Here is a 26898-nt window from a genome sequence, read left to right on the forward strand (position 1 = left end):
CTGCGACAACCGCATCATCCCCGCTTGTGGTGCAGCCAGACGATCAGCGTCAGCAGCATGTTGCTGCCCAGCAGCGCCACCACCCAGCACACCGTCAGGATGCGCAACACGACAACCTCGAACCCAACCGCGCCGCCAAGTTCGTGGGCGAACACCGCCGCGGTCAGGCCGCCCGCCAGGAAGAACCCGCCCAGCGCCCACTCCCGCCGCATCACCATCACGTTGCTGACGCACAGCCCGAGAATGAACACCGCGATCAGAACGAAGAATCCCGCCAGCCGGACATGGTCGAACGGCCGGTTGTCGATCTCGGCCAGCGAATTGCCGATATAGGCCGACAGGATCGCCCCGAACGCGACGTTCAGCGCGTTCTGCGCCTCGCGCAGCGTCTCTGCATTGCGCCTGCGAAACCTGGCGTCGTTTACCACCAGGCCCCCGGCCGCGCCGTGAAGCCCGCGCGCTCCTCGATCGCCAGCCCGGCGTTCAGCACGCCCTGCTCGTCCAGCGGCTTGCCGATGATCTGCAACCCGAGCGGCAGCCCGGCCGCATCCAGCCCGCCCGGCACCGACATCGCCGGCAACCCGGCCAGCGAAGACGGCACGGTGAAGACGTCGTTCAGGTACATCGCCAGTGGATCGTCCGACTTATCGCCCAGCGCGAACGCCGCCGACGGCGCGGTCGGGGTCAGCAGCAGGTCGCACGTCGCCCAGGCGCGCTCGAAGTCACGCGCGATCAGCGTCCGCACCTTCTGCGCCTGCGTGTAATAGGCGTCGTAATAGCCCGCCGACAGCACATAGGTGCCGATCAGGATGCGGCGTTTAACCTCCGGCCCGAACCCGGCGGCCCGCGTCGCGGCATACATTTCCTGCAGGTTCGCACCGTCCGGCAGTTCCCGCTCGCCGTACCGCACGCCGTCATAGCGCGCGAGGTTGGACGACGCCTCCGCCGGCGCGATGATGTAGTAAGTGGGCAGCGCGTACTTCGTATGCGGCAGCGAAACGTCGACGATCTCCGCCCCCGCATCGCGCAGATACGCGATACCCTGCTCCCACAACGCATCGATCTCCGCCGGCATCCCGTCGACGCGGTACTCCTTCGGCACGCCGATCCGCTTGCCGCGCAGGTCGCCGGACAAGCCCACTTCCCACTTGGGCACGGGCAGGTCGAGCGAAGTCGAGTCCCTCTGATCGAACCCGGCCATCTGTTCCAGGAACGCGGCGCAATCGCGGACCGATCGCGCCATCGGCCCAGCCTGGTCGAGCGAGGACGCGAACGCCACCACGCCCCAGCGCGAGCAGCGACCATAGGTCGGCTTGATGCCCGAAATGCCCACGAACGCCGCCGGCTGACGGATCGAACCGCCCGTGTCGGTCCCCGTCGCGCCCGGCGCCATCCGCGCCGCGACCGCCGAAGACGATCCGCCCGACGATCCGCCCGGTGCCATCGCCGCGTTGCTACCCGCGCGCTGCCAAGGCGACAAGACATTGCCATACGCGCTGGTCTCGTTCGACGATCCCATTGCGAACTGGTCGAGGTTCAGCTTGCCCAGCATCCCCGCGCCTGCCGCGAACAGCTTCGCCGTGATCGTCGACTCATACTCCGGCACGAACCCGCCGAGGATATGGCTTGCCGCGGTCGTCTGCACGCCCTTGGTGCAGAACAGGTCCTTGATGCCCAGCGGCACGCCCGACAGCGGTTTCAGCGTGCCTGCCGCACGGTCCGCATCGGCCGCATCCGCCGCCGCCAGCGCATGCTCCGGCGTCTCGACGATCCACGCATTCAGCGCCTTGCCCGCGCTCACCGCGGTGGAGAAAGCCGTCGCCACTTCGCGCGCGGAAAAATCGCCCGCCGCGAACCCGTCGCGCAGCTCCACGATCCCCAGGTCGGTCAGGTCCGTCATCATTCGATCACCTTGGGAACCGCAAAGAAGCCATGTTCGGCCTGCGGTGCGTTAGCCAGCACGGCGTCGCGGATGCCGCCATCGGTCACCACGTCGTCGCGCAGCCGCAGATGGTTCGGGATCACCGCGGCGAGCGGCTCGACGCCGGTCACGTCGACCTCGCCCAGCTGCTCGATCCAGCCGAGGATATTGTTGAGTTCGGGGACCATCGCGGCCGTCTCCTGTTCGGTGACGGCAATGCGCGCGAGCCCGGCGATCTTGCGGACGGTTGTAGCATCGATTGACATGGCCGTCCGGCTATCACCGCCACCGCGTGGCTTCAAGGCCGCTGTCCGCTGGTGTCCCCGTGGCGTGCGCAGGATACGACTGCTAAGCGCCGGATATACCGCGTCGGGAGATCGCATCGGTGGTCCGCAAGTTCCTTTACGTCATCGCCGCCCTCATCACGCTGGTCATCGTCGCCGGCATCGGCTGGGCGCTGTTCCAGAAACAGCTGATGAGCGCCGCACTCGTCCCCACCGTACCGTTCACCCCGCAACCCGATGCCTCCGCGCCCGACTATGCCAAGCCCGCCGCCTGGCTCTCGCGCCCCGGCCTGCTGAACGACCCGTCGCGCTGGACCGCGCCCGGCTACGCACTCGCTGAGTCCCCCAAGGCACAGGCCTTCTTCATCACCCCCACCACCGCGCTCGACCGCAGCCGCTGGAACGGCGACCTGAACGATGCCGCCGCCAACGGCCGGCTCAACCTGTTCGCCTCCAGCCAGGCGAGCGCCTTCAACGGCAGCGCGCAGGTCTGGGCACCGCGCTACCGCCAGGCCACGATCGGCGCGTTCCTGACGGACAAGGCCGACGCCACCCGCGCACTTGAGTTCGCCTACCGCGACGTGCTGCGCGCATTCGACGCGTTCGTCGCGCAGGTGCCGACCGACGCCCCGATCATCCTGGCCGGACACAGCCAGGGCTCGCTCCACCTCACCCGCCTGCTCCATGACCGCGTCGCCGGCAAACCGCTCGCCCGCCGGATCGTCGCGGCCTACGTGATTGGCTGGCCCGTCTCGGTCACCGCGGACCTGCCCGCACTCGGCCTGCCCGCCTGCACCGCCGCGACCGACAGCGGCTGCATCCTGTCGTGGCAGAGCTTCGCCGAACCTGCCGATCCGTCGCAGATCCTCGCCATCTACGACCGCACCACCGGCTTCACCGGCCGCCCCCGTCGTGGCACGCCGATGCTCTGCACCAACCCGCTGACCGGCACCCGCGGCGGCAGCGCCCCCGCCACGGCGAACCGCGGCGCACTGGTCCCCGACGCCACCATGAACAGTGCGGAGGTCGTCGCCGGCCGCGTTCCCGCCGCCTGCCGCCCCGACGGACTCCTGTCGGTCGGTTCCGAACCGGAGGGGTTCGGCCGCTTCATCCTGCCCGGCAACAACTACCATGTGTTCGACTACGCCATGTTCTGGGCGAACATCCGCGCCGATGTCGCAACCCGGCTGGGTGCCCGCCCGTCATGATCGCCACGACCGATCCGTTCGCGTTCGGCGAACTTGTCCCCCACGGTGGGCGGCTGGCGGGCCTCGACGTCGGCACCAAGACGATCGGCATCGCGATCTGCGACGCCATGTGGAACATCGCCAGTCCCGCCGAAACCATCCGTCGCACCAAGTTCGCGATCGACCTCGCGCTCCTCAAGGCCATCCTGCTCAAGCAACGTGCGAAGGGCCTCGTCGTCGGCCTGCCGCTCAACCTCGACGGCACCGATTCGCCGCGCACCCAGTCGGTCCGCGCCTTCACGCGCAACCTCGACGGGCTCGACCTGCCGATCCTGCTCTGGGACGAACGCTGGTCGACCGCCGCGGTCACCCGCACGCTGATCGCCGCCGACGCCAGCCGCGCGCGCCGCCGCGAACTGGTCGACAAACTCGCCGCCAGCTACATCCTGCAGGGCGCGATCGACCGGCTGTCGACGATGGTCCGGCTCGACGAAATCGATGGCGGCACCGGGACGGCTTGAGCCCCCCGCCCCACCCGGCTACACCGCGCGCCGATGGAACAGCCGCCCGCCGCCAGCCGATCGGCCCCGCCCCCCGCGAAACCGGGGAATCCCATGTTTCCGCACCGCGATCTGACCGGCATCGCCGGGCTCCAGCCGCACGAGATCACCTTTCTGCTCGACGAGGCCGAACACTGGATCGCGCTCAACCGCGGCGGTGCGTCGAAGCATGACGGCCGCCTCGCCGGCCTGACCCAGATCAACGCCTTCTTCGAAAACAGCACGCGCACGCTCCTGTCGTTCGAAATCGCCGGCAAGCGGCTCGGCGCGGACGTCGTCAACATGCACGCCGCGACGTCGAGCACGAAGAAGGGCGAGACGCTGATCGACACCGCGGTCACGCTCAACGCGATGCGCGCCGACGTGATCGTCATCCGCCACGACGCATCCGGCGCGGTCCAGCTGATCGCCGACAAGGTCGACTGCCCCGTCCTGAACGCCGGCGACGGGCAGCACGAGCATCCGACCCAGGGCCTGCTCGACGCACTCACCATCCGCCGCCGCCGCGGCAGCATCGCGGGGCAGGTCGTGGCGATCTGCGGCGACGTGCTGCACAGCCGGGTCGCGCGCTCCAATATCCTTGCGCTCACCGCGCTCGGTGCCGACGTTCGCGTCGTGGGGCCGCCCACGCTGCTGCCGCCCGCGATCGAACGGATGAACGTGACCCGCCACACCGATTTCGACGCCGGGTTGGCGGGGGCGGACGTCGTCATGATGCTCCGCCTGCAACGCGAGCGGATGGCCGGCGGCTTCGTCCCGTCGCCGCGCGAATATCACGCGCTCTATGGCCTCACCCCAGAACGGCTGAAGCGCGCGAAGCCCGACGCGCTCGTCATGCACCCCGGTCCAATGAACCGCGGCGTCGAAATCGCCTCCAGCGTGGCGGACGATCTCAACCGCTCGGCGATCACCGAACAGGTCGAAATGGGCGTCGCGGTCCGGATGGCCTGCCTCGACGTGCTCACCCGCGGCCGCCGCGGGATCGAGGGCTGGGCATGACCATCCTCGCCATCCTCAACGGCCGGGTGGTCGATCCCGCGACCGGCTCGGTCAGCGCCGGCGGCGTCCTGATCCGCGACGGCAGGATTGCGGAGGTCGGCATGATCGACATGCCGCCCGGTGCCGAAACGCTCGACGCGCGCGGCAGCCTGATCGCGCCCGGCATCGTCGATATCGGCTGTTTCGCGATCGACATGCCGGCGTTCGCCGCGGGCGGCATCACCCGCACCGCGCTGATGCCCGATCAGTCGCCGCCGATCGACGACGGCGCCTTGGTCCAGCGCGCGCTCGCGGCGGGCAAGCCGGCGCTGTGGGTCCACCCCATCGCCGCCGCGACGCACGGCCTGAACGGCACCGAACTGGCCGAGATCGGCCTCATGGCCGCCGCCGGCGCGGTCGCGGTCGCCACCGGCCGCACGCGGATCGCCGATGCGCGCGTCATGCACCGCGTGCTCGGCTATGCTGCCGCGCTTGACCTCGTCACCATCGTCCATGCCGAGGACGAGGCGATGGTCCGCGGCACCGTCGCCACCGACGGCGAAACCGCGACCCGGCTCGGCCTTCCCTCCGCCCCCGCAATGTCCGAGGCGATGGCCGTCGCGCGCGACCTGATGCTCGCCGAGGACACCGGCGCCCCCATTCATTTCCGCCAACTCACGACGGCCGCCGCGTTCGACCTCGTCCGCGCCGCCAAGGCCCGCGGTGTCCCCGTCACCTGCGGCATAACACCTGCGCATCTCTACTTGTCGGATGCCGAGATTGGCCCGTTCCGCACCTTCGCGCGCCTGTCCCCGCCACTCCGCTGCGAGGCCGACCGCCAGGCCGCCCGTCAAGCGGTCGCCGACGGCACCGTGGACATGCTCTGCTCCGGCCACGACCCGCGCGGATCAGAGGCCAAGCGCCTGCCCTTCGCCGAATCGGAACCCGGCATGGCCGGTGCGGAGACATTGCTCACCCTCTCGCTCGGCCTCGTCCGCGACGGCCTGATCACGCTGCCGCGGCTGTTCCACCTGCTCTCCACCGGCCCCGCCCGCCGCTTCAACCTCCCCGGTGGATCGATGGCCCCAGGCGCGGAGGCCGACCTGATACTCGTTGACGAACACGCCCCCTGGCGGATCCGCGCCGACGCGATGGCCGCCACCGCCGGCAACACCCCCTTCGACGGCCTCCCCGTCCAGGGCCGCGTCCGCACCGTCATCAAGGGCGGCCGGGTCCTGTAACGCGCCGGGACCCGACTCTAACCCGTCCATCCCGAGCGACGTCGAGGGACCCCGTCGAACGCAGCCGAGACGGCCAACCGCACCTCAAAAGCTACACTCGGTAGAACACCCCGCGCCAAGCTGCGCCAGCCGTCAGCCGTCAGCCGTCAGCCGTCAGCCTCAACGTGAAGCCAACCGCGTCGCCGCCCGCCGAGCCGCCGCCATCTGCACCGGCGCCTCGCCACTCGTCATCCGGACGAAGCACACACCGCGCGCAGCCCGCACCTGCTCGCACAGCGCGACCGCTTCCCCGCGGCTTCCCAAACCACCGACCGCAAGCCGCTGGAACAACATCCCCCGCGCCCGCACGGTCGACGACAGCGGCACCATCCCCGCCACCGGCCGCACCGTCCGGCTCACCCTGTCCCACGCGGCCTCGATCGACCGTCCACTCGAAAACGCACCCAGCTGCACCGCCCATTGCCCACGCTTCGGGACCGGCGCGGCATAGGTCGCCCGCATCAGCATCGCCGGCGGCAGCGTCGCCGGCCGCGCACGCGGCGCGACCCGCTCCGGCATGACCTGCACCTGCGCCGGCTCCGGTGCGACCATCGGATCCGGAACGACTGCGCGCGTCACCAGCGGCGCCGACTCGGCCACATCTTCGGTCACCATCGCCACCGGCTCCGGCACCGCCGCCACCGAACGCTCCACCGCCGCCACAGCGACCGGAGCAACCGGCATCAAGGCCGGCGCGATCGTCGGCGCAGCACCCAGCGCTAGTTGCGTCGGCATACCCTGATCCACCATCACCGGCGTCACGCCCAGGAACGCCGCAACCCGGTCCATCGTCGGTTGCGGCTTCGCCAGTACCGCCCACGCCTGCATCCGCGCATCAACCCGGTCGGCGGACAGATCCTGCGCGGCGGTCGCGCGCGACAGGTCCCACCGCCCGTCCAGCGCATAGGCCAGCGCCAGGTTCTGCCGCGTCTTCGGGGTCGCATCCGCCATCCGCGCCGCGGGCTCCAGCAGCGCGATCGCCCCCGCATTGTCCCCGGCCAACGCCAGCGCCAGCCCGCGGTCCGCCGCCCCGATCCGCCCGTCCGCCGCCGCAACCGACGCACGCGCCGCATCCTGTCGATCGAGCGCACCCTGCGCCAGCGCCAGCCCCAGCAACGTCCGGCCATCCTCCGGCGCAACCGCTGCCGCATCGCGGAACGCATCGATCGCCGACGCGAAGCGCCCGGCCAAGAGATAGGACTGCCCCAACTGCGCCCGGTAGCGCGCATTGCCCGGCTCCACCGACACCGCGCGTTCCGCCATCGCGACGGCCAGCGCACCATTGCGGTTGCGCATCGCGGTTTCGCCCATCGTGGCGAACTGCGCCGCGGCGGTCTTGCCCGACGGCACTCGCCCCGATGCCGATGCGACGCGCGTCTGGCCGGCGGGCTTGCACCCGACCACCAGCAACGCCGTCGCTAGCGTGCAGACCGCGACGTGGTTCAAATATCGGCTGTTCATGCAAGCGCCTTCCGACAAGCGACGGCGGCGCGGTTCGCACCCATGCCCCGCGCTTTTCCTAGCTCTGCTGATCGCACACCGAAGCCGAACAAATGGTTAAAGACACTGGAACGGCCAGACAAACGGACTGTTAACCGCGCGTTGGCTATGCGATTTGCCTGGCAACACACCCGCTTCTCTGGGGACTTCCATGAATCCTGCCCGTCTCGCCGCGACGCTGATCGCGCTCTCCGCCACGGCCGCACCTGCGCAGGCGCCGCGCGCGCCGACCACCGCGCCCGAACCGGTTCCGGCCGATCCGGTCGTCAAGCGCGGCGTCGATCTTTGGCAGAACGGCGACTATGCCGGCGCGATCGCCGCCTGGCGTGGTCCCGCCGAGCGCGGCGATGCCGATGCGCAGTTCAACATGGCGCAGGCCTACAAACTCGGTCGCGGCGTCCCCACCGACCAGCGCATGGCCGAAAGCTGGTACCGCAAGGCCGCCGAACAGGGCCATGAACAGGCCGGCGGCTATCTCGGTCTCATCATGTTCCAGAACGGCGATCGCGCCGGCGCGCTCCCCTGGCTGTCCAAGGCGTCCGACCGCGGCGATCCGCGCGCGCAATACCTCTACGGCACCGCGCTGTTTAACGGCGAGAATGTCGCCAAAGACTGGCCTCGCGCCTACGCGCTCATGACCGCATCCGCCGCAGCCGGCCTCCCGCAGGCGACCGCCACGCTGCAACAGATGAACCAGTTTATCCCCGCCGCCGAACGCAACCGCGGGCTGAAGATGGCTGCCGACCTGCGCAAGGGTGCGGTTCAGGCCCCCGTCCGAACCGCGTCCACCGCCCGGATCGAACGCCCCGCCGCCGCGCCACCACGACCCGCCCCTGTCCAGACCGCACAGCGCGCCCCCTTGCCGACCCCGAAACCCGCCGCATCGCGCCCCGCCCCGGCGAAGGCCGTCGCACCCGCGGCCGGCGGCCGCTGGCGGGTCCAGGTCGGCGCGTATGGCAACGAGGCCGGCGCGCGCACCGCCTGGACCGCGCTCCGCACCCGCAGCCCCGCGCTCGCAAACCTCACGCCGACCTATCAGAAGGCGGGTGCCGTCGTGCGCCTGCAACTCGGCCCGATCGCCGATCGCGCCGCCGCCAACCGCATCTGCGCCGCCTCGCGCGCGCCGGCCTGCTTCCCGGTAGCCTCCTGACGGCGACGCTTATCGCGCGACCCATATCCAGCCGATGATCGTGGCAAACGCGATCATCGGCGCGAACGGCACCCGCGTCGTCGCCGAGACCTGCCGACGCACGATTACCGCCGCCAGGACCAGCGCCAGTCCGGCCGCACTGGCGATCAGCAGCGTCACCGGCAGCATCCGCCATCCGAGCCAAGCCCCCGCCGCGGCGAACAGCTTGGGATCGCCACCCCCCAGCCCGATGCGCCCGCGAACGCGGACATAGATCAGTGCGACTAGCGCGAGCACGCCCCACCCGACCGCCGCCCCGATGATCCGATCCGTCAGTACCGGACCGATCCCCGCGGCACCGACCAGCAGGCCGGCTGCCAACAGCGGCAGGGTCAGCCGATCCGGCAGCCAATAATGATCCAGGTCGAGCACCGTCAGCAACAACAACGTCCACGCCAGCCCCATCCCCGCGATTGCGGCCGCAGGCGGCAACGCGACCGCAAGCGCCACCGCAAGGACCCCGGCGGCCGCCTCGACCGCAGGATGCCGCCAGTCGATCCGCGCGCCACACCGTCGACACCGACCGCGCAGGACCAGCCAAGACAGCAACGGAACGAGTTCGTAGGCGGCGAGCACCCGGTCACATCCGTCACAGTGTGACCGCCCGGTCGCGGAGGACCGCCCGGCCGGCCAGCGCAACGCGATCGTGGCCAGATGACTACCGATAACAAGCCCGACGCAACCCGCGAGGATGGCAAACAGCGAAGCCGTGTGTTGCGCTGAAATCACAGGGTCATAAATTCGAATCCGGACCTCGGAACCAAGCGGCGGCCTGCGTAACCCTGCTCTCATAAGGGATTTTGTGACGTCCGGATGACAGCGATGAAAAACGCCGGATTTGCGTCAATCTCATCGTCCCAACCTTGCTCGACCTCGCCAAGACCCTCGAATCACTCTGCGTTCACAGTCCTTGGTTCGCAGCATTTACTCCGCTACCGGCCGCGTCGTTGCACCGCCACGTCGTGGTTTGCGTCACCAAATGTCCCGTGACTGTCGTGTCGGAACATTGGAGAGCGCGGAACCGAAGCCAGATCGGCCGATGTCGCGGGACACGCTTGGGGAATGCACGCACATGAAAAAGTTTCTGATCGGCTGCGCCGTCAGCGCGCTTGCCACGTCTGGCGCCTATGCCCAATCGACGGGTTCGGTGGATTTCGATGCTGACGCGATCGTCGTCACGGGTGCCCGCACCACCGACGTCGGTGGTTTCGTCTCTCCGGAAGGCTCCAAGTCGCGCGGCGTCCTGACCAGCGAATTCATCCAGCGCCAGACGCCGGGTCAGTCGATTAATGACGTCATCAACTACCTTCCGGGTGTCAACTTCCAGAATAACGACCCGTTCGGTTCGGCTGGCGGCACGCTGAACATCCGGGGCTTCGACAGCTCGCGCATTTCGCAGACGTTTGACGGTATTCCGCTGAACGACTCCGGCAACTACGCAATCTACTCGAGCCAGCAACTCGACCCCGAACTTATCGAACAGGTTAACGTCAACTACGGTTCGACCGACGTCGACAGTCCGACCGCCGGTGCATCGGGCAGCACCGTGAACTATCGCACGCGCAACCCGTCCGAAACGCTTGGTGGCCAGATCGTCGCCTCGCTCGGCGATTTCGATTTTCACCGTGTCTTCGGTGTTCTCGACACCGGCGTCTTCACGCCGTTCGGCACGCGCGCCTTCTTCTCCGGCAGCACATCGATCAACGATGCGGTCTATGGCAACAAGGGCCAGATCAAGAAGCAGCAGTATAACGTCAAGGTCTATCAGCCGATCGGCACCGAAGGCGATTTCATCTCGGTCGCCGGCCACTACAGCCAGAGCCGCAACGGCTTCTTTGGCTCCGTGCCGTTGCGCACCGACACCACCGGTGGTCGGGTCGTCGGTTCGGGTTCGACCAACCGTTTCCCGCTGACCCGGGACGAACGCGATTTCACGATCCCGGATTGCACCGTGGCTGCGGCGCGCCCCGGCGTGGTCGACACTGCAAACACGTGCGGTTCGCTTTATGAAGAACGGTTCAACCCATCCAACACCGGTAACATCCGCGTGAACTCGAAGTTCACGCTGGCTGACGGGCTCGTGCTGACGGTCGATCCGAGCTTCCAGTCGGTGAAGGCGAATGGGGGTGGCACCGTCGTCGCACAGGAAGGTTTCCGCGACATCGATCCAAGTGCCGCCGGCGTCTACAACGCGTCGGGCTACCTTGCGGGCGTCCCCTATTTCGGTGGCGTCGACCTGAACGGCGACGGTGACACGATCGACGGCGTGCGCGTGCTGGCACCCAGCCAGACCCGCACGAAGCGTTACGGCGTCATTGCCGGCCTGCGCTACGATTTCAGCGATACGCAGACGGTCCGCGCGTCCTACACGCTCGATCATGCCCGCCATCGCCAAACCGGCGAGACTGGCCTGCTCGGCGTCAACGGCATCCCGAACGACGTCTTCCCGGTCAACGATCCGCTGACTTCCAAGACCGGTGACATCCTGCAGAAGCGTGACCGCCTGTCCTATGCGATCCTGAACCAGGCATCGGGCGAATATCGCGGCACGTTCCTGAACGACATTCTGACCGTAAACGCCGGTGTCCGCCTGCCCTTCTTCAAGCGTGACCTGACCAACAACTGCTTCACCAGCAGCGCCGGCGGTTTCGTGGAATGCTACGGCAGCAACACCGTCGATGCGGCCGCCTATGACAGCCTGGTGCCGTCGGCATCCAGCCCGCAGCAGCGCGTGCTTAAGTATGACAAGGTTCTGCCAAGCGGCGGCATCACCGTCGCCATCACGCCGCAAGCCACCCTGTTCGGCAGCTATTCGAAGGGTCTCCAGGTCCCCGGCACGGACAATCTCTACAACTCGTTCTACTTCGCGGAAGGCACCGCACAGGCCAGCCCTGTGCCGGAACAGACGGACAATTTCGATCTCGGCGGCCGGTTCCGGAGCAGCAAGATCCAGGCTCAGATTTCCGGCTGGTTCACCCGCTTCGAAAATCGTCTGGCATCGGCCTACGACGCCGAACTCGACCAGACCGTCTATCGCAACCTCGGCCGGGTCGACAAATACGGCGTGGACGGCAGCATCGCCTACACGCCGATCCCGGAAGCAACGCTGTACGTCATGGGCTCGTACCTCCAGTCGGAGATCAAGAACGACGTCGTCATCGGCGAATGCACCGCCGTCTCCGCCACGACGGGTTGCACCGCCATTGGCCAGACGATCTATGCCAACACCAAGGGCAAGCGTGAATCGGGTGCGTCGGTCTACAGCTTCGGCGGTCGTGCACAGGGCAATTTCGGCCCGCTCACGGTCGGCGTTCAGGCCAAGCGGACCGGGCCACGCTACGTGAACGATCAGAACATCGCGATTTCGGCGAACTCGGTCACCTCGCTGAATAGCAATGCCGGCGCAATCCTGTACAGTGCGAAGACGCCTGCCTACACGCTGGTCGATCTCGACATCCGTTTCTCGCTGGCGCAGTTCGGTCTGGCCAAGAGCTTCTTCCAGCTCAACGTGACCAACCTGTTCGACAAGCTGTATGTCGGTGGCTTCAACGGCGGGTCGCTCCTGAGCACGGCCATCCCGAACGTCCAGATCGGTGCTCCGCGCGCCGTCGTGGGCAGCTTCTCGGTCGGCTTCTGATCCGGACGATCTGACCTTTTAACGGCAAGGGCCGGCGGCAGTGGATGCCGTCGGCCCTTTCCATATGCGGCGCACTCCGGATCACACGCTGGCCTAACCCCTTGGCCCGTTGCGGCGAGCGGACGGAAAGAAGTTGAGTCCGCGCCGGGTGCTCCCTGACGGGGGTTACCGCCAGCACGACAAGCTGGACCAGGGCGAAAGACGTTGGCAATCCATGGTGACAAGCGCGAAGTGCGTACGACCGCAACAACGACGCGGCGCACGTACGCGGACAATATGGACGGTCACACCAGCGGATCGCCAACGTCTGAACATCGGACGGGCAACCCAGCTTCGGCCCGAGTTCAATCCACGTTTGACCGAGTGTCTGAACGCGCCGCAGACGCGCGGACCAAGATCGCGGTCGAGAGCAATTTGCTGGAGACGAGCACGCCGACCGACAACAGCCCGACGTTGCTGAAGTCCACGACCATCGTCAGTGAAGCGCGTTTGCCCGCGCGAAGCCGAAGCTTCGCGCGTTGCCGATCCGGCGCGCGGCGGGACATAGAAATACTGTTCTTCATGCCGGCCAGAACGCTGCACGCCTCGCCGGGTTCACATGCGGATGAAACGTCAGCGAATCGCGGCGAGCTGCTGGTTGCGGCGGACCGCCATGGGCTGCCAGTCGATCAGCGTCTCTAGCCCAACATACTCCAGCCGTGGCGCCGGCGTGGGCGCGACACGAGCCACCACCGCTCGCGTAACCGGCTTTGCCGCTACGGCCGGCGGCGCAGCCGGCGCCGGGGTCGGCAGAGCCTGCGCCAGCATCGTCGCGCCTGGCTGCCGCGCCTCCCACGCCGCCAGCTCGCGACGATAGCCGTCATAGCTGCGATACACGTCGGTGAACGGCGCCTCCAGCCGCGGCAGCGCGCCCTGCGCGAACGTCACGAACGCCACCGGCTCGACGGTGCGCGACTCGGTCAGCACCTCGGTGGCCGCCGCGCAGAAGCCCGGCTTGGCGGGCGGCAGCGCGAAGAAGTTGTAGACCCGCGTCGAATGCGCGTCCTGCGCGGACTGCCACGTGGCACCGCCGGTCTGGCGGAACTGCGCCTGCACCCGGTCATACGCCGCGGCCAGCGTGGCCTTCTGCCGCTTCAGCAGTGCGTTATAGTCGGCCGCGATCACCGCCTCGCCCGGTCCGCGGCAGGACAGCACAGCGACGTTCAGCGCGGAGCGGACATGCCACGCCACCTGATCGGGGCTCAGCGCATAGTTGATCGTGCGGTACGTGCCGGCCGCATCCTGGATCGGCACGTTCAGCTTCTCCGGCAACCCCGCCGGCAGCACCGGCCGCGGCAGGTCCGCCACCGGCGCCGGCGCCATCGCGACCGCCACCGGCGCCTTCTGCACCGCGCACCCGTCCAGCGCGAGCATGGCCGTACAGCCGAGCAGCGCGGCGCCATATCGTTGCAGCTTCGTGGTTCTGGTCATCGTCCGGCTCCGCTTGCCCGCTTGGTGGGCATGCTTGGCCGAAAAGGGTTAACGCGCGGATAATGGTGCGGCGGCCTGCGCCGAACCGGACGCAAGAAGGGCCGGGGATCGCTCCCCGGCCCTTCCTGTCGGTTGGGTATTTGGTTGGCGGGACTTAGAAGTCCATGCCGCCCATGCCACCCATTCCGCCCATGCCGCCGCCGGGCATGCCGCCCGACGAAGGCTTGTCTTCCGCCGCGTCCGAAACGGCCGCTTCGGTCGTGATCAGCAGGCCGGCGACCGAGGCCGCATCCTGGAGCGCCGTACGAACGACCTTGGTCGGGTCGATCACGCCGGCCGCAACCAGGTTCTCGTACACGTCGGTCGATGCGTTGAAGCCCATCGTCTCGTCATTCTCGCGGAGCAGGTTGCCTGCGACGACGGCGCCGTCGAAGCCTGCATTCTGTGCGATCTGGCGAAGCGGCGTCTGCAGCGCGCGACGGATGATGTCGATGCCGCGGGTCTGGTCGTCGTTGACGCCCTTCATGCCCTCAAGCGCCTTGGTCGCGTACAGCAGAGCCGTACCACCACCGGGGACGATGCCTTCTTCGACGGCTGCGCGCGTGGCGTGCAGGGCGTCGTCGACGCGGTCCTTGCGCTCCTTGACTTCGACTTCGGTCGAACCACCGACCTTGATCACTGCAACACCACCGGCCAGCTTGGCCAGACGCTCCTGCAGCTTCTCCTTGTCGTAGTCGCTCGACGTGTTCTCGATCTGGCGACGGATCGCGTCGACGCGGCCCTTGATGTTCTCGCTGTCACCGGCACCGTCGACGATGACGGTGTTGTCCTTGTCGATCGTGACGCGCTTGGCGGTGCCGAGCATCTCGATCGTGACGTTCTCGAGCTTGATGCCGAGGTCCTCGGAAATCATCTCGCCCTTCGTCAGGATCGCGATGTCTTCCAGCATCGCCTTGCGACGATCGCCGAAACCGGGCGCCTTGACCGCAGCGACCTTCAGGCCACCGCGCAGCTTGTTCACGACCAGCGTGGCAAGCGCCTCGCCCTCGATGTCCTCTGCGATGATGAGCAGCGGACGACCCGACTGCACGACTGCTTCCAGGATCGGGAGCATCGCCTGCAGGTTCGACAGCTTCTTCTCGTGGATCAGGATGTAGGGATCCTGAAGCTCGGTCACCATCTTCTCGGGATTGGTGATGAAGTAAGGCGACAGGTAGCCGCGATCGAACTGCATGCCTTCGACGACATCGAGTTCGAACTCGAGACCCTTGGCCTCCTCGACGGTGATGACGCCTTCCTTGCCGACCTTGTCCATCGCTTCGGCGATCTTCTCGCCGACGACGGTGTCGCCGTTGGCGGAGATGATGCCGACCTGTGCGACTTCATGGCTGCCTGCGACGGGCTTGGAACGCGCCTTCAGGTCCTCGACGACCTTCAGGACGGCGAGGTCGATGCCGCGCTTCAAGTCCATCGGGTTCATGCCGGCCGCAACCGACTTCATGCCTTCGCGCACGATGGCCTGGGCCAGCACGGTCGCGGTGGTGGTGCCGTCGCCGGCGATGTCGTTCGTCTTCGACGCGACTTCGCGCAGCATCTGCGCGCCCATGTTCTCGAACTTGTCCTTGAGTTCGATTTCCTTAGCGACGGTGACGCCGTCCTTGGTGATGCGCGGCGCGCCGAACGACTTGTCGATCACGACGTTGCGGCCCTTGGGGCCGAGCGTCACCTTGACCGCATCGGCCAGGATGTCGACACCGCGGAGAATGCGCTCACGGGCGTCGCGGGAAAATTTGACGTCTTTGGCTGCCATGATGGAAACCCTTTCAGTAAGTGGAATGGATCAGGTCGTCGATGTTCCGGGGTGGCTCAGGCGATGATGCCGAGCCGGTCAGCGTCAGCCGACGATGCCCAGAATGTCGCTTTCCTTCATGATGATCAGGTCCTGGCCGTCGACCTTGACCTCGGTGCCGGACCATTTGCCGAACAGGATCTTGTCGCCGGCCTTGACGTCGAGCGGCGTGATCTTGCCATCGTCGGAACGGAGGCCCGTGCCGGCGGCGACGACTTCGCCTTCCTGCGGCTTTTCCTTCGCGCTGTCGGGAATGATGATCCCGCCGGCGGTCTTTTCCTCGGCTTCGATACGCTTGACGAGCACGCGGTCGTGCAACGGACGGAAGTTCATGGCGTCTGTCTCCTCTTCGGACTTGGGCTGGCGCGGCGACATCGCACGGCCCGCCCCGGTCCACAGGTCGAAATTATTGGCACTCTCCATTGGTGAGTGCCAGCACACGGCATATGGACCTCCCCGCCGTGGGGTCAAGCATATGCGCCCAGACTTTTTCAGACGCGTGACAGGATGGTCGCCAGACGCGTCCGGCCCCCCGAAACCGTTCTGCGAACGTTCGCGCTGGCGTTCCACCCGCCGACGCGATAGCCGAATAGGACCCTATCGAAAGCCGGCCCATGCGCATCCTCCGCGGTTTCTGGAAACTGCTCGTCGCCATCAAGGACGGTCTCGTCCTGCTCCTGATGCTGCTGTTCTTCGGCGCGTTGTTCGCGGCGCTGTCGGTCGGCGGCAACCCGCGCGTGCCGGGCAACGGCACGCTGGTCGTGGCGCTGAACGGATCGCTGGTCGAACAGCCTTCGGACGCCGACCCGTTCGCGGCACTGGCCGGCTCCGGCCCGGTCACCCGCGAATACCGGCTGCGCGACGTGACCCGCGCGGTCGATGCCGCCGCCCGCGACGCCAATGTGAAGGGGGTCGTGCTCGATCTCGATCGTTTTACCGGCGGCGGCCAGGCCGGCCTCGCCACGCTGGGCGAGGCGATGGACCGCGTCCGCCGCGCCGGAAAGCCCGTCCTCGCCTACGCCACCGGCTATACCGATGACAGCTACCTGCTCGCCGCGCACGCCAGCGAGATCTGGCTCAACCCGATCGGCCCCGTCCTTCTCACCGGCCCGGGCGGATCGCGGCTCTACTATAAGGGCCTGCTCGACAAGATCGGCGTGACGCCCAAGGTCTACCGTGTCGGCGAGTTCAAGTCCGCGGTCGAACCCTTCACCCGCACCGATCAGTCGCCCGCCGCCCGCGCCGCCAACCAGCTGCTCGCCGACGCGCTCTGGGCCGACTGGACGCAGAACGTGTCGCAGGCCCGCCCCAAGGCGCAGCTCGCCCCCTATCTCGCTCATCCCGAGCAGATCGCCGCCGCCACCGGTGGAGACATGGCGCAGGCCGCGTTGCGCGCAGGCCTCGTCGACAAACTCGGCGACCGCATCGCCTTCGGCCGCCGCGTGGCGCAGGTCACCGGCACCGGTATGGCCGACTCGAAGATCGCCGGCTCCTTCCCCGCGATCCCGTTCGAAAACTGGGTTTCCGGCCATCCTGAAAAGAGCAGCGGCACCCCGATCGGCGTCGTCACCATCGCGGGCGAGATCGTCGACGGCAAGGCCGGCCCCGGCACCGCCGCCGGCACCACGATCTCCGACCTGATTCTGAAGGAACTGGCCAAGGGCCGCATCAAGGCGCTCGTCGTCCGCGTCGACAGCCCGGGGGGCTCGGTCACCGCTTCCGAACAGATCCGCCAGGCGATCCTGGAGGCGAAGCGCCGCAAGCTGCCGATCGTCGTGTCGATGGGCAACGTCGCGGCATCCGGCGGCTACTGGGTCTCGACCCCCGGCGCCCGGATCTTTGCCGAACCGTCGACCATCACCGGTTCGATCGGCGTGTTCGGCATCATCCCGACCTTCCAAGGCGCGCTCGCCAAGCTCGGCTTGTCCGCGGACGGCGTCGCAACCACGCCCCTCTCCGGCCAGCCCGACGTCCTGCGCGGCACCAGCCCGCAGTTCGACCAGCTGATCCAGCTCGGGATCGAAGACGCCTATCGCCGCTTCACCGGCCTCGTCGCAACGTCCCGCCGCCTGCCACAGGCCCGCGTCGACCAGATCGGCCAGGGTCGCGTCTGGCCCGGCGGCGTCGCGCGACAGATCGGCCTCGTCGACCAGTTCGGCGGCCTCGACGATGCGGTGGCCTACGCCGCCCGCCTTGCCAAGGTGAAGCCGGACGCCGCCTACCCGCTGTTCATCGAACGCGAACCCAACCCGTTCAAGCAGATGGTCACCGAACTGTTCCGCAACGACGGCGAAATGGGCGATCAGGCCGCGACCGATCCCTGGTCCAAACTCGCCGGCAACCCCGAACGCCTGATGGGTCAGGCCCTCGGCGACGCCCGCCGCATCGCCGCCGGCCCCGCCATCCAGGTCCGCTGCCTCGAATGCCCGGTCGAAGCGACCGCCGCCCCGCGCAGCGACGGCGTCTTGGCGAGGCTGATCCTGACGAAGCTGGGGATGTAGCGCCGAGGCGGGCGGAACAGCGTATCGGTTGCGCACCAAGCCCCACCCGTTTGGTTCGAGCTTGTCGAGAACCCCGCACGAGGTTTTCGCTCGACCTGGACCAAACGGGTCAGTGACGGGGTTAGCCTGAGAAAGTCCGCCCATCCCGAGCGAAGTCGAGGGACCCGTCGAGCGTAGCCGAGACGCCGACAGCAACTCAAACGCTACGTCGGTATCGAACTTACCCCATCGCAGCCAGCCATTTTAAACCCGCTCAAAACCTCAGTGCAGCGCACCTCACCCCCGATAAACCGGCAGCGCCAACCCCCGCGCAATCGCCATAGCGCGCAACAGGAACCCGGCCCCCGCCCCCACCAAGGCCGCCGCCCAGAACGGCAACCCGACGAGCGCCAGCCCGACGAACAACACCGACGCCAGCGCCGCCGCCGTCACATAGATCTCTGGCCGCAGGATGATCGACGGCTCCCCCGCCAGCACGTCGCGGATCACCCCGCCCATGCACGCCGTCACGACCCCCATCACCGCAGCCGGCAACGGCGGCACCCCGTACCGCAATGCCTTCGCCGCACCATAAACCGCATAGGCCGCCAGCCCGACCGCATCGAACCAGTCGAGCGCCTTGGGGCTCCAGATCCGCTGCGGCGTAAACCACACCAGCACCGCGACCCCCAGGCACACCCCGATCGCCCGCGCATTCTGCAACCAGAACACCGGCGCCCCGATCAACAGATCGCGCAACGTCCCCCCGCCCGTGCCCGTCACCGCGGCAAAGAACGCAAACGTCACCAAAGTCTGCCGCCGCGCCGCCGCCGCCAGCGCCCCCGACGCCGCAAACACGGCGAGCCCGGCCAGATCCAGCACGGCAAACGCCCCCGGCAAGGCTGCCGCGACGGCATTCGGTGTGGCTGCGATCATTGCTCACTCCCCCGAGGGTGGTTGCTCGCTGGAGCCGCGTCCGACCGTAGCTCAGTCCGTATGTCAACGTCACCACCAACTGCTACCCGCCGCGCAGGACAGCAGCAAAGGAGAGTTGGGCAGCGTCTAGATCCAGGCGACGTCAGCCGGGCACGGTACGATCGTGCGGCCGGGCGTCGTTTGCCGTGCGTGCGGTGACAGCCAGACACGAACGGCGTCTCCCTCGACCTGACGACGCAGTCGCAGGCAATGCTTCCACGGCCGGTGCAGGAACCGCGACCCTTCGAGCAGAAGCATGTCCTTCGGCGTTATCGAGAACAACGCTTGTTCGCCCGCCGACCCAATCGAAACGACCGCGCCAGCTCGTGTCTGTCGGACCTCACGGATCGGGAATCGCAGGGTCGAGATCGGCGCCGCGCTGTTCCAGAACAGCAGGATACTCGACTCGCGCCAGACCGCCCGGTTGCCGATGAATGCCCCGAACGGCATCGTTAAAGCAACGAACAAGATGACCTGCGCGCGCCAGGAAACAGGCTCGCGGTCGGCGCGAAGGAGCGGTTGCCGGATACCGAACTGATATCCGACCCGGGTTCCGGCGGCCGCGCCACCCAGCGTCCCGATCCACCAAACGAACGGCGAGATGGGCGTAACCAAGATGGTCGGCGCGAACATGATGTCGCACCAGCACCACAAGCCTGCGACGCCGGCTAGCCATAAAGTTCGGCGATAAGGCGGGACCGACCCTAACATCTCGGCTTCGTTCTGGAAGGACGCCGCCATCCCGACATCTTAACGGGTCGAAGTTACGTCAACCGTAACACCCGATCCTAGCTCCGGCGACGACGTCCCGATCCGCTTCCTAAGCATCACATATGGATCGGCTTGCCGGTCACCGCCATCGCGGCTTCCTTCAGTGCTTCCGAGTGCGTCGGATGCGCGTGGCAGGTGTAAGCGATGTCCTCGCTGGTCGCGCCGAATTCCATAGCCTGCGCCGCCTGGCCGATCAGGACGCCCGCCAGCGAGGACACAATGTGCACGCCCAACACGCGGTCGGTCTTGGCATCCGCGATCACCTTCACGAAGCCGTCGGTGTCGCGGTTGGTCTTCGCGCGGCTGTTCGCCAGGAACGGGAACTTGCCGATCTTGATTTCGGTGCCGCCCTCGCGCAACGCTTCCTCGGTCTGGCCGACACTCGCATATTCCGGATGCGTGTAGACCACGCTCGGGATCACGGCATGGTTCACGATGCCGGTCTGCCCGGCGATGTTCTCGGCCACCGCGATGCCCTCGTCCTCCGCCTTGTGCGCCAGCATCGGGCCCGGCGTCACATCGCCGATCGCCCACACGCCCGCCGTCGCGGTGCGGAAGTCATGGTCGACCGCCACCTGACCACGTGCGTTCAGCTCCAGCCCCGCCTTGTCGAGCGCCAGCCCGTCCACGTTCGGCTTACGACCGATCGCCAACAGCACGACGTCCGCCTCGATCGTCTCCGACGCGCCACCGGCCGCCGGCTCGACGGTCAGCTTCGCGCCATCGCCGTGCACAGCAACCCCGGTCACCTTGGTCGACGTACGCAGCGTGAAACCCTGCTTCTTGAACAGCTTGTTGGCTTCCTTGCGGACGTCGCCGTCCATGCCAGGCAGGATCTGGTCGAGATATTCGACGACCGTCACTTCGGCACCGAGCCGCTTCCAGACCGAGCCGAGCTCCAGCCCGATCACGCCGCCACCGATCACGACCATATGCTTCGGCACGGTGGGCAGCGCGAGCGCACCGGTCGAATCGACGACGACCTTCTGGTCGACCTCGACACCCGGCAGCGGGGTCACCGACGACCCGGTCGCGATCACGATGTTCTTCGCCCGCACGCTCCGCCCAGCGACCTCGACCGTATCGGCGGCGGTGAACGTCGCGCGGCCCTTCAGCCACTCGACCTTGTTCTTGCGGAACAGCCCTTCGATCCCGCCGGTCAGCTCCTTGACCGCCTTCGCCTTCTCGGCATGCATCTGGTCAAGGTTCAGCGACGAGCCCGAAATGTCAATCCCGAACTTGGCCAGCGCGCCCGACGACGCCTCCTGGTACAGTTCGGATGCGTGCAGCATCGCCTTCGACGGGATGCATCCGACGTTCAGGCAGGTCCCGCCCAGCGTCTCGCGGCTCTCGACGCAAGCGGTCTTCAGGCCCAGCTGCGCCGCGCGGATCGCCGCGACATAGCCGCCGGGGCCGGCGCCGATGACCAGAACGTCAAAATCATAATCAGCCATGGGTAAGCTCGCCTTTCAAGCGGTTCGGTTCTGCCGCGACGCCATCTCGATCGGTGCCCAGAGCGGCTCAATAGTCTTCACGATAAATGGGGACGCCGAACCAAAGTCCAACGCCCCCATAGTCTCTTACAGGTCGATCAGCAGGCGCGTCGGATCTTCGATCGCATTCTTGATCGCGACCAGGAAGGTGACCGCCTCGCGCCCATCGATCAGGCGGTGATCGTAGCTCAGCGCAAGATACATCATCGGCCGCGCCACGATCTGCCCGTCCAGCACCACGGGGCGCTGGTCGATGCGGTGGAGGCCCAGCACCGCGGACTGCGGCGGGTTGATGATCGGCGTCGACATCAGCGACCCGAACACGCCGCCGTTGGAGATGGTGAAGGTACCGCCCTTCATCTCGTCCATCTTCAGCGAACCGTCCTTGGCGCGCTTGCCGAAATCGCCGATCGTCTTCTCGATCCCGGCAACCGACAGATGCTGCGCGTCGCGGATGACCGGCACGACGAGCCCGTTCGGCGCGGACACCGCGACCGACACGTCGACATAGTCGCGGTACACGATCTCGTCGCCTTCGATCGATGCGTTGACCGACGGCACGTCGCGAAGCGCCTGGACCGCGGCCTTCACGAAGAAGCCCATGAAGCCCAGCCGGACGTCGTGCTTCTTCTCGAACAGATCCTTATACTTGGCGCGCGCGGCCATGACGTTGGTCATGTCGACGTCGTTGAACGTCGTCAGCATCGCCGCGGTGTTCTGCGCTTCCTTCAGGCGGCGCGCGACGGTCTGGCGCAGGCGCGTCATGCGGACGCGCTCTTCCTTGCGACCATTCGCGCTCGATGCGGGCGCTGCGGCGGCGGGGGCCGGCGCGGACACCGACGGGGCGGGCTTGGCGGCGGCGGCCTGCACATCCATCTTCGTCACGCGACCGTCACGGCCCGAACCGTCGACCGTCGCCGGATCGATCCCGGTCTCCTGCACCGCACGGCGTGCCGACGGCGACAGCGCGTCGTTGTTGCCACCGCTCGTCGCGGGCGCCGCACCCGGCTCCGGTGGGGCAGCCTTCTCGGCCTGCGCTACCGCGGTCTTGTCCTCGGCCGCCGGCGTTGCGGACGTCGATGCCGACCCCGCCTCGATCAGCGCGATCAGCGCGCCGACCAGGACGGTGTCGCCCTCGGCCACGGCCTGCTCGCCCATCACGCCGTCGACCGGCGACGGCACGTCCACGGCGACCTTGTCGGTCTCCAGGCTGGCGATCGGCTCGTCGGCCTTCACCGCCTCGCCCGGCTTCTTCAGCCACTGGCCAAGGGTGGCTTCGGTGATCGATTCGCCCAGCGTGGGAACGGTTACTTCGGTCGCCATGTCGTCTTCCTTATCGTTCGATTCTGTCGCGGACGGGCGGTTCAGCCGGCCTGCTGCTTCGACTGGACACCTGCGCCGATCGCCTCGGCCACCTCGCCCTGCGGCTCACCCAGCGCCTCGGCCACCAGCATCTGCTGCTGCTTGGCGTGGTTGCGGGCGAGGCCGGTCGCGGTCGCGGCCGACGCCTTGCGCCCGGCATAGACCGGACGGATCGGCTTGCCTGCATCCTTCAGCGACTGTTCGATCAGCTCCTCGACGAAGAACCACGATCCGTTGTTCTTCGGCTCTTCCTGTGCCCACACCACGGTTTCGAGGTTGGGCATCCGCGCCAGCCGCTTGACGAGCGCGTCGGACGGGAACGGATAGATCTGCTCGATCCGCACGATCGTGGTGTTCTTGTCACCCGACGCATCGCGCGCTTCGGCGAGGTCGTAATAGACCTTGCCCGAACACAGCACGAGCCGGCGCACGTCCTGATCGGCCGGTGCGTTGGTGTCGGACAGGATCCGCCGGAAATGGCTGTCGCCCGTGAAGTCCGCGATACTCGACACCGCCGACTTGTGCCGCAGGAGCGACTTCGGCGTCATCATGATCAGCGGCTTGCGGAAGTTCCGCAGCATCTGCCGGCGCAGGATGTGGAAATAGTTCGCCGGCGTCGTGCAGTTCGCGACCTGCATGTTGTCCTCGGCACACAACTGGAGATACCGCTCCATCCGTGCCGACGAATGCTCCGGCCCCTGGCCTTCATAGCCATGCGGCAACAGCATCACGAGCCCGTTGGCGCGCAGCCACTTGGCCTCGCCCGCCGCGATGAACTGGTCGATGATGACCTGAGCACCGTTGGCGAAATCGCCGAACTGCGCCTCCCACAGCACCAGTGTATTCGGCGACTGGCCGGAATAGCCATATTCGAAGCCCAGCACGCCGAACTCGGACAGCGGGCTGTCGAGCACCTGGAACTTGCGGTTCATCGTCGACAGCGGAATGTACTTGTGCGCGTCCTTCTGGTCGACCCAGACGGCATGACGCTGGCTGAACGTGCCGCGCCCGACATCCTGGCCCGACAGGCGGACGCCGTAGTCGTCCTGCAACAGCGACCCGAACGCCAGCGCTTCCGCCGTCGCCCAGTCGACGCCCTCGCCGCTCGCGAACATCTGCTTCTTCGCATCGAGGATGCGCGCCAGCGTCTTGTGGATCGTCAGGTCCGCCGGCGCCGTGGTCAGCACCTCGGCCAGGGCATCGACCCGCTCCTGCGCGATCCCGGTGGCCGCCGCGCGGCGTTCCGTGATCTTCTCGCGCGGTGCGGCAAAGCCGCTCCACACGCCCTCGAACCAGTCGGCCTTGTTGACCTTGTAACCCTTGGCCGCGTCGAAATCGGCCTCCAGCGTGCCGACGAAGGCGGAGACCGCCCCGTCGATCCAGGCATCGTCGACGACGCCCTCGGCCTTCAGCCGCGCGCCATAGACCGACGACACCGGCGGATGCGACCGGATCGCGTCGTACATCAGCGGCTGCGTGAAGCCCGGCTCGTCGCCCTCGTTATGCCCGAAGCGGCGATAGCACCACATGTCGACCACGACGTCGCGCTTGAACTCGTGCCGGAACTCGGTCGCCAGCCGCGTCGCGAACGCCACCGCTTCCGGATCGTCGCCGTTCACGTGCAGGATCGGCGCCTGCACCATCTTGGCGATGTCGGACGGGTAAGGCGAGGAACGCGCGAACTGCGGACTCGTCGTGAAACCGACCTGGTTGTTGATGACGAAATGCAGCGTCCCGCCGGTCGAATAACCGACCAGCCCAGAAAAGCCGAAGCATTCCATGATGATGCCCTGGCCCGCAAATGCGGCATCGCCGTGCAGCAGCACCGGCAGGACCTGCGACCGCTCGATATCGTCGAGCGCGGTCTGCTTGGCGCGCGCCTTGCCCAGCACGACCGGATTGACCGCCTCCAGATGCGACGGGTTCGGCGCCAGCGACAGGTGGACGCGGTTGCCGTCGAACTCGCGGTCCGTCGAGGTACCGAGGTGATATTTCACGTCGCCCGACCCACCGACATCCTCGGGGTTCGCGGAACCACCCGCGAATTCCGAGAAGATCGCGCGGTACGGCTTCTGCATCACGTTCGCGAGCACGTTCAGCCGGCCGCGATGCGCCATGCCGATCACGATCTCGCGCACGCCGACAGCGCCGCCGGTTTTGATCACATTCTCGAGCGCCGGGATCATTGATTCGCCGCCGTCCAGCCCGAACCGCTTGGTCCCGACATATTTCCGGCCGAGGAACTTCTCCCACTGCTCGGCCTCGATGACCTTCGACAGGATCGCCTTCTTGCCCTCGGGGCTGAACGTGATTGCCTTGTCGCGACCCTCCATCCGCTCCTGCAGAAACCGGCGCTCTTCGATGTCGCCGATGTGCATATATTCCAGGCCGATCGGCCCGCAGTAATTGCGGCGCAGGATCTCGACCAGCTCGCGCACCGTCGCGCGCTCCAGCCCGAGCGTACCGCCCAGATGCACCGGCCGATCGAGGTCGGCACCGGAGAAACCATGATATTCAGGGCTCAGATCGGACGGCAGGTCGCGCCGTGCCAGACCGAGCGGATCGAGTTCGGCGGCCAGATGCCCGCGCACGCGGTACGTGCGGATCAGCATCATCGCGCGGATCGAATCGTCCACCGCCTGCTTCAGCGCGGCGTCGGAAATACCGGCCGGGGCGGCGGCGGGCGCAGCCGCAGCGGCAGGCTTGCCACCCTTGGCCGGCTTCGGCGCGGGCTGCATCTGCGTTGGGTCGAGCCCTGCGGTCAGCGCGTCGGTTTCGGTCGGCGGCCAGTTCTTTCGCGCCCAGCTCGGGCCGGAAACGGTCTCTTCCAGACCGGAGAAATAGGTGCGCCAACCCGCGTCGACCGCGTCCGGTGCCTCCTGATAGCGGCGGTACAGCGCCTCCACGAAAGACGGGCTCACGCCCTCCACTTCGGCTACATCCACAGCTTCATTTCCCACTTCGGGCCTTCCCATTCTTCGACCGGTGAACCGGCGGCACGGCCCCTCATATGGGACCGTGCCGTAAAAGTTCAGCCTTTCATCAGCCTTTCAGCAAGGCGGACAGGGTCGTGCCAAGCTCGGACGGGCTTGCCGCGACGCGGATCCCGGCGGCTTCCATCGCCGCGATCTTGTCCTCAGCACCGCCCTTGCCGCCGCTCACGATCGCGCCGGCATGACCCATGCGACGGCCCGGAGGGGCGCTGCGCCCGGCGATGAAGCCGGCCATCGGCTTGCTGCGACCGCGCTTGGCCTCGTCCATCAGGAATTGTGCGGCTTCTTCCTCGGCGGAACCGCCGATCTCGCCGATCATGATGATCGACTTGGTCTCGTCGTCCGCCAGGAACAGTTCCAGCACGTCGATGAAGTTCGTGCCGTTGACCGGATCGCCGCCGATGCCGACCGCGGTCGACTGGCCAAGGCCCTCGTTCGTCGTCTGGAACACGGCTTCGTAGGTCAGCGTACCGGACCGCGACACGACCCCGACCGACCCCTTGGAGAAGATCGAACCCGGCATGATGCCGATCTTGCACTCGTTCGGCGTCAGCACGCCCGGGCAGTTCGGCCCGATCAGCCGCGACGACGAACCCTGCAGCGCGCGCTTCACCCGGACCATGTCGAGCACCGGAATGCCTTCGGTGATGCACACGATCAGTGGCACCTTGGCGTCGATCGCCTCCAGGATGGAGTCCGCGGCGAAGGGCGGCGGCACATAGACCACGGTCGCATCGGCCTGCGTCTTCTGCACGGCTTCGGCCACCGAGTCGAAGATCGGCAGACCAATATGGGTCGTGCCGCCCTTGCCCGGCGTGACGCCGCCGACCATCTGCGTGCCGTACGCCAGCGCCTGTTCCGTATGAAACGTGCCGGTGTTGCCGGTCATGCCCTGGGTGATGACCCGGGTATTCTTGTTGACGAGGATGCTCATGGGTGTCCTGCCGTCCTTCTCAAATCGTCCGCCGA

22 protein-coding genes are annotated in these 26898 nt (G+C 67.2%); 7 read left to right on the top strand and 15 right to left on the bottom strand.

The features are described from left to right. Positions 1-14 precede the first annotated feature (14 nt). The 3 genes from IEX50_RS06025 to gatC are packed head-to-tail and all read right to left on the bottom strand — an operon-like array spanning position 15 to position 2187. Positions 15-428, bottom strand: coding sequence for a hypothetical protein (locus tag IEX50_RS06025; protein ID WP_184075028.1), 414 nt, complete (start codon positions 426-428; stop codon positions 15-17). Next, on the bottom strand, positions 422-1900 hold the full coding sequence (gene gatA, locus IEX50_RS06030; protein WP_157175191.1) for an Asp-tRNA(Asn)/Glu-tRNA(Gln) amidotransferase subunit GatA: 1479 nt from the start codon (positions 1898-1900) through the stop codon (positions 422-424). Before gatA ends, IEX50_RS06025 begins: the two co-directional genes overlap by 7 nt. Next, the gene (gene gatC, locus IEX50_RS06035) at positions 1900-2187 is read right to left on the bottom strand and encodes an Asp-tRNA(Asn)/Glu-tRNA(Gln) amidotransferase subunit GatC (RefSeq protein ID WP_076073184.1); all 288 of its coding nucleotides are present in this window, start codon (positions 2185-2187) and stop codon (positions 1900-1902) included. Before gatC ends, gatA begins: the two co-directional genes overlap by 1 nt. Positions 2188-2306: 119 nt before the next feature. Here gatC and IEX50_RS06040 point away from each other — a divergent pair, with 119 nt between their 5' ends. The 4 genes from IEX50_RS06040 to IEX50_RS06055 all read left to right on the top strand — a co-directional run bounded on the left by IEX50_RS06040 (position 2307) and on the right by IEX50_RS06055 (position 6171). Next, positions 2307-3413 (top strand): DUF3089 domain-containing protein, encoded by a 1107-nt coding sequence (locus IEX50_RS06040; RefSeq protein ID WP_157175190.1) that lies wholly within the window; start codon positions 2307-2309, stop codon positions 3411-3413. Next, the gene (gene ruvX / locus IEX50_RS06045; RefSeq protein ID WP_157175189.1) at positions 3410-3913 is read left to right on the top strand and encodes a Holliday junction resolvase RuvX; all 504 of its coding nucleotides are present in this window, start codon (positions 3410-3412) and stop codon (positions 3911-3913) included. Before IEX50_RS06040 ends, ruvX begins: the two co-directional genes overlap by 4 nt. Before the next feature lie 93 nt (positions 3914-4006). Further along, positions 4007-4951 carry an aspartate carbamoyltransferase catalytic subunit gene (locus IEX50_RS06050; RefSeq protein ID WP_157175188.1) on the top strand — a complete coding sequence of 315 codons (945 nt, stop codon included), beginning with the start codon at positions 4007-4009 and terminating at the stop codon, positions 4949-4951. Continuing rightward, positions 4948-6171: a dihydroorotase gene (locus tag IEX50_RS06055; protein ID WP_157175187.1), complete on the top strand. Its 1224-nt coding sequence runs from the start codon at positions 4948-4950 to the stop codon at positions 6169-6171. The genes IEX50_RS06050 and IEX50_RS06055 overlap by 4 nt, the downstream gene beginning before the upstream one ends. A 159-nt stretch (positions 6172-6330) precedes the next feature. On the opposite strand, the gene IEX50_RS06060 is transcribed toward IEX50_RS06055, so the two are convergent. Next, on the bottom strand, positions 6331-7671 hold the full coding sequence (locus tag IEX50_RS06060) for an SPOR domain-containing protein (RefSeq protein WP_157175186.1): 1341 nt from the start codon (positions 7669-7671) through the stop codon (positions 6331-6333). A 190-nt stretch (positions 7672-7861) separates the two neighbouring features. Here IEX50_RS06060 and IEX50_RS17650 point away from each other — a divergent pair, with 190 nt between their 5' ends. Next, the gene (locus IEX50_RS17650) at positions 7862-8860 is read left to right on the top strand and encodes an SPOR domain-containing protein (RefSeq protein ID WP_157175185.1); all 999 of its coding nucleotides are present in this window, start codon (positions 7862-7864) and stop codon (positions 8858-8860) included. Between the two features lie 9 nt (positions 8861-8869). On the opposite strand, the gene IEX50_RS06070 is transcribed toward IEX50_RS17650, so the two are convergent. Then, positions 8870-9628 (bottom strand): prepilin peptidase, encoded by a 759-nt coding sequence (locus IEX50_RS06070; protein ID WP_229673684.1) that lies wholly within the window; start codon positions 9626-9628, stop codon positions 8870-8872. A gap of 343 nt (positions 9629-9971) precedes the next feature. Here IEX50_RS06070 and IEX50_RS06075 point away from each other — a divergent pair, with 343 nt between their 5' ends. Continuing rightward, entirely contained in the window at positions 9972-12536 is a 2565-nt protein-coding gene (locus IEX50_RS06075) for a TonB-dependent receptor (protein ID WP_157175183.1), read from the top strand. A gap of 344 nt (positions 12537-12880) precedes the next feature. On the opposite strand, the gene IEX50_RS06080 is transcribed toward IEX50_RS06075, so the two are convergent. The 4 genes from IEX50_RS06080 to groES form a co-directional block, all read right to left on the bottom strand. Beyond that, the gene (locus tag IEX50_RS06080; RefSeq protein ID WP_184075030.1) at positions 12881-13099 is read right to left on the bottom strand and encodes a hypothetical protein; all 219 of its coding nucleotides are present in this window, start codon (positions 13097-13099) and stop codon (positions 12881-12883) included. A 49-nt stretch (positions 13100-13148) separates the two neighbouring features. Then, on the bottom strand, positions 13149-14006 hold the full coding sequence (locus IEX50_RS06085; RefSeq protein ID WP_157175182.1) for a hypothetical protein: 858 nt from the start codon (positions 14004-14006) through the stop codon (positions 13149-13151). 154 nt (positions 14007-14160) lie between these two features. Beyond that, on the bottom strand, positions 14161-15816 hold the full coding sequence (gene groL / locus IEX50_RS06090; RefSeq protein WP_157175181.1) for a chaperonin GroEL: 1656 nt from the start codon (positions 15814-15816) through the stop codon (positions 14161-14163). 84 nt (positions 15817-15900) lie between these two features. Continuing rightward, entirely contained in the window at positions 15901-16188 is a 288-nt protein-coding gene (gene groES / locus IEX50_RS06095) for a co-chaperone GroES (protein WP_157175844.1), read from the bottom strand. Positions 16189-16469: 281 nt separating this feature from the next. Between groES and sppA the strand changes: the two genes are divergently transcribed. Then, entirely contained in the window at positions 16470-18356 is a 1887-nt protein-coding gene (gene sppA, locus IEX50_RS06100) for a signal peptide peptidase SppA (RefSeq protein ID WP_157175180.1), read from the top strand. 276 nt (positions 18357-18632) lie between these two features. Here sppA and IEX50_RS06105 read toward each other — a convergent pair whose 3' ends face one another. The 6 genes from IEX50_RS06105 to sucD form a co-directional block, all read right to left on the bottom strand. Next, positions 18633-19271, bottom strand: a complete 639-nt coding sequence (locus IEX50_RS06105; protein ID WP_157175179.1) for a trimeric intracellular cation channel family protein — start codon at positions 19269-19271, stop codon at positions 18633-18635. A 126-nt stretch (positions 19272-19397) separates the two neighbouring features. Beyond that, positions 19398-19943 (bottom strand): hypothetical protein, encoded by a 546-nt coding sequence (locus IEX50_RS06110; RefSeq protein ID WP_157175178.1) that lies wholly within the window; start codon positions 19941-19943, stop codon positions 19398-19400. Between the two features lie 194 nt (positions 19944-20137). Further along, positions 20138-21535 carry a dihydrolipoyl dehydrogenase gene (gene lpdA, locus IEX50_RS06115; RefSeq protein ID WP_157175177.1) on the bottom strand — a complete coding sequence of 466 codons (1398 nt, stop codon included), beginning with the start codon at positions 21533-21535 and terminating at the stop codon, positions 20138-20140. 126 nt (positions 21536-21661) lie between these two features. Further along, positions 21662-22897 (bottom strand): 2-oxoglutarate dehydrogenase complex dihydrolipoyllysine-residue succinyltransferase, encoded by a 1236-nt coding sequence (gene odhB / locus IEX50_RS06120; protein WP_157175176.1) that lies wholly within the window; start codon positions 22895-22897, stop codon positions 21662-21664. A 41-nt stretch (positions 22898-22938) separates the two neighbouring features. Next, positions 22939-25911, bottom strand: a complete 2973-nt coding sequence (locus tag IEX50_RS06125; RefSeq protein ID WP_157175175.1) for a 2-oxoglutarate dehydrogenase E1 component — start codon at positions 25909-25911, stop codon at positions 22939-22941. Between the two features lie 67 nt (positions 25912-25978). After that, positions 25979-26863 carry a succinate--CoA ligase subunit alpha gene (gene sucD / locus IEX50_RS06130; RefSeq protein ID WP_076073168.1) on the bottom strand — a complete coding sequence of 295 codons (885 nt, stop codon included), beginning with the start codon at positions 26861-26863 and terminating at the stop codon, positions 25979-25981. Positions 26864-26898 lie beyond the last annotated feature (35 nt).

Origin of the sequence: Sphingomonas prati, from assembly GCF_014643515.1 — a bacterium.
Classification (GTDB): domain Bacteria; phylum Pseudomonadota; class Alphaproteobacteria; order Sphingomonadales; family Sphingomonadaceae; genus Sphingomonas_R; species Sphingomonas_R prati.

What these genes read in the sequence shown, in the direction of transcription:
- groES (WP_157175844.1), bottom strand. Translation starts at nt 16,188, where the DNA reads ATGAACTTCCGTCCGTTGCACGACCGCGTGCTCGTCAAGCGTATCGAA.
- IEX50_RS06050 (WP_157175188.1), top strand. Translation starts at nt 4,007, where the DNA reads ATGTTTCCGCACCGCGATCTGACCGGCATCGCCGGGCTCCAGCCGCAC.
- sucD (WP_076073168.1), bottom strand. Translation starts at nt 26,863, where the DNA reads ATGAGCATCCTCGTCAACAAGAATACCCGGGTCATCACCCAGGGCATG.
- IEX50_RS06105 (WP_157175179.1), bottom strand. Translation starts at nt 19,271, where the DNA reads ATGATCGCAGCCACACCGAATGCCGTCGCGGCAGCCTTGCCGGGGGCG.
- sppA (WP_157175180.1), top strand. Translation starts at nt 16,470, where the DNA reads ATGCGCATCCTCCGCGGTTTCTGGAAACTGCTCGTCGCCATCAAGGAC.
- gatC (WP_076073184.1), bottom strand. Translation starts at nt 2,187, where the DNA reads ATGTCAATCGATGCTACAACCGTCCGCAAGATCGCCGGGCTCGCGCGC.
- IEX50_RS06080 (WP_184075030.1), bottom strand. Translation starts at nt 13,099, where the DNA reads ATGAAGAACAGTATTTCTATGTCCCGCCGCGCGCCGGATCGGCAACGC.
- lpdA (WP_157175177.1), bottom strand. Translation starts at nt 21,535, where the DNA reads ATGGCTGATTATGATTTTGACGTTCTGGTCATCGGCGCCGGCCCCGGC.
- IEX50_RS17650 (WP_157175185.1), top strand. Translation starts at nt 7,862, where the DNA reads ATGAATCCTGCCCGTCTCGCCGCGACGCTGATCGCGCTCTCCGCCACG.
- ruvX (WP_157175189.1), top strand. Translation starts at nt 3,410, where the DNA reads ATGATCGCCACGACCGATCCGTTCGCGTTCGGCGAACTTGTCCCCCAC.
- IEX50_RS06055 (WP_157175187.1), top strand. Translation starts at nt 4,948, where the DNA reads ATGACCATCCTCGCCATCCTCAACGGCCGGGTGGTCGATCCCGCGACC.
- IEX50_RS06060 (WP_157175186.1), bottom strand. Translation starts at nt 7,671, where the DNA reads ATGAACAGCCGATATTTGAACCACGTCGCGGTCTGCACGCTAGCGACG.
- gatA (WP_157175191.1), bottom strand. Translation starts at nt 1,900, where the DNA reads ATGACGGACCTGACCGACCTGGGGATCGTGGAGCTGCGCGACGGGTTC.
- odhB (WP_157175176.1), bottom strand. Translation starts at nt 22,897, where the DNA reads ATGGCGACCGAAGTAACCGTTCCCACGCTGGGCGAATCGATCACCGAA.
- groL (WP_157175181.1), bottom strand. Translation starts at nt 15,816, where the DNA reads ATGGCAGCCAAAGACGTCAAATTTTCCCGCGACGCCCGTGAGCGCATT.
- IEX50_RS06085 (WP_157175182.1), bottom strand. Translation starts at nt 14,006, where the DNA reads ATGACCAGAACCACGAAGCTGCAACGATATGGCGCCGCGCTGCTCGGC.
- IEX50_RS06075 (WP_157175183.1), top strand. Translation starts at nt 9,972, where the DNA reads ATGAAAAAGTTTCTGATCGGCTGCGCCGTCAGCGCGCTTGCCACGTCT.
- IEX50_RS06110 (WP_157175178.1), bottom strand. Translation starts at nt 19,943, where the DNA reads ATGTTCGCGCCGACCATCTTGGTTACGCCCATCTCGCCGTTCGTTTGG.
- IEX50_RS06125 (WP_157175175.1), bottom strand. Translation starts at nt 25,911, where the DNA reads ATGGGAAGGCCCGAAGTGGGAAATGAAGCTGTGGATGTAGCCGAAGTG.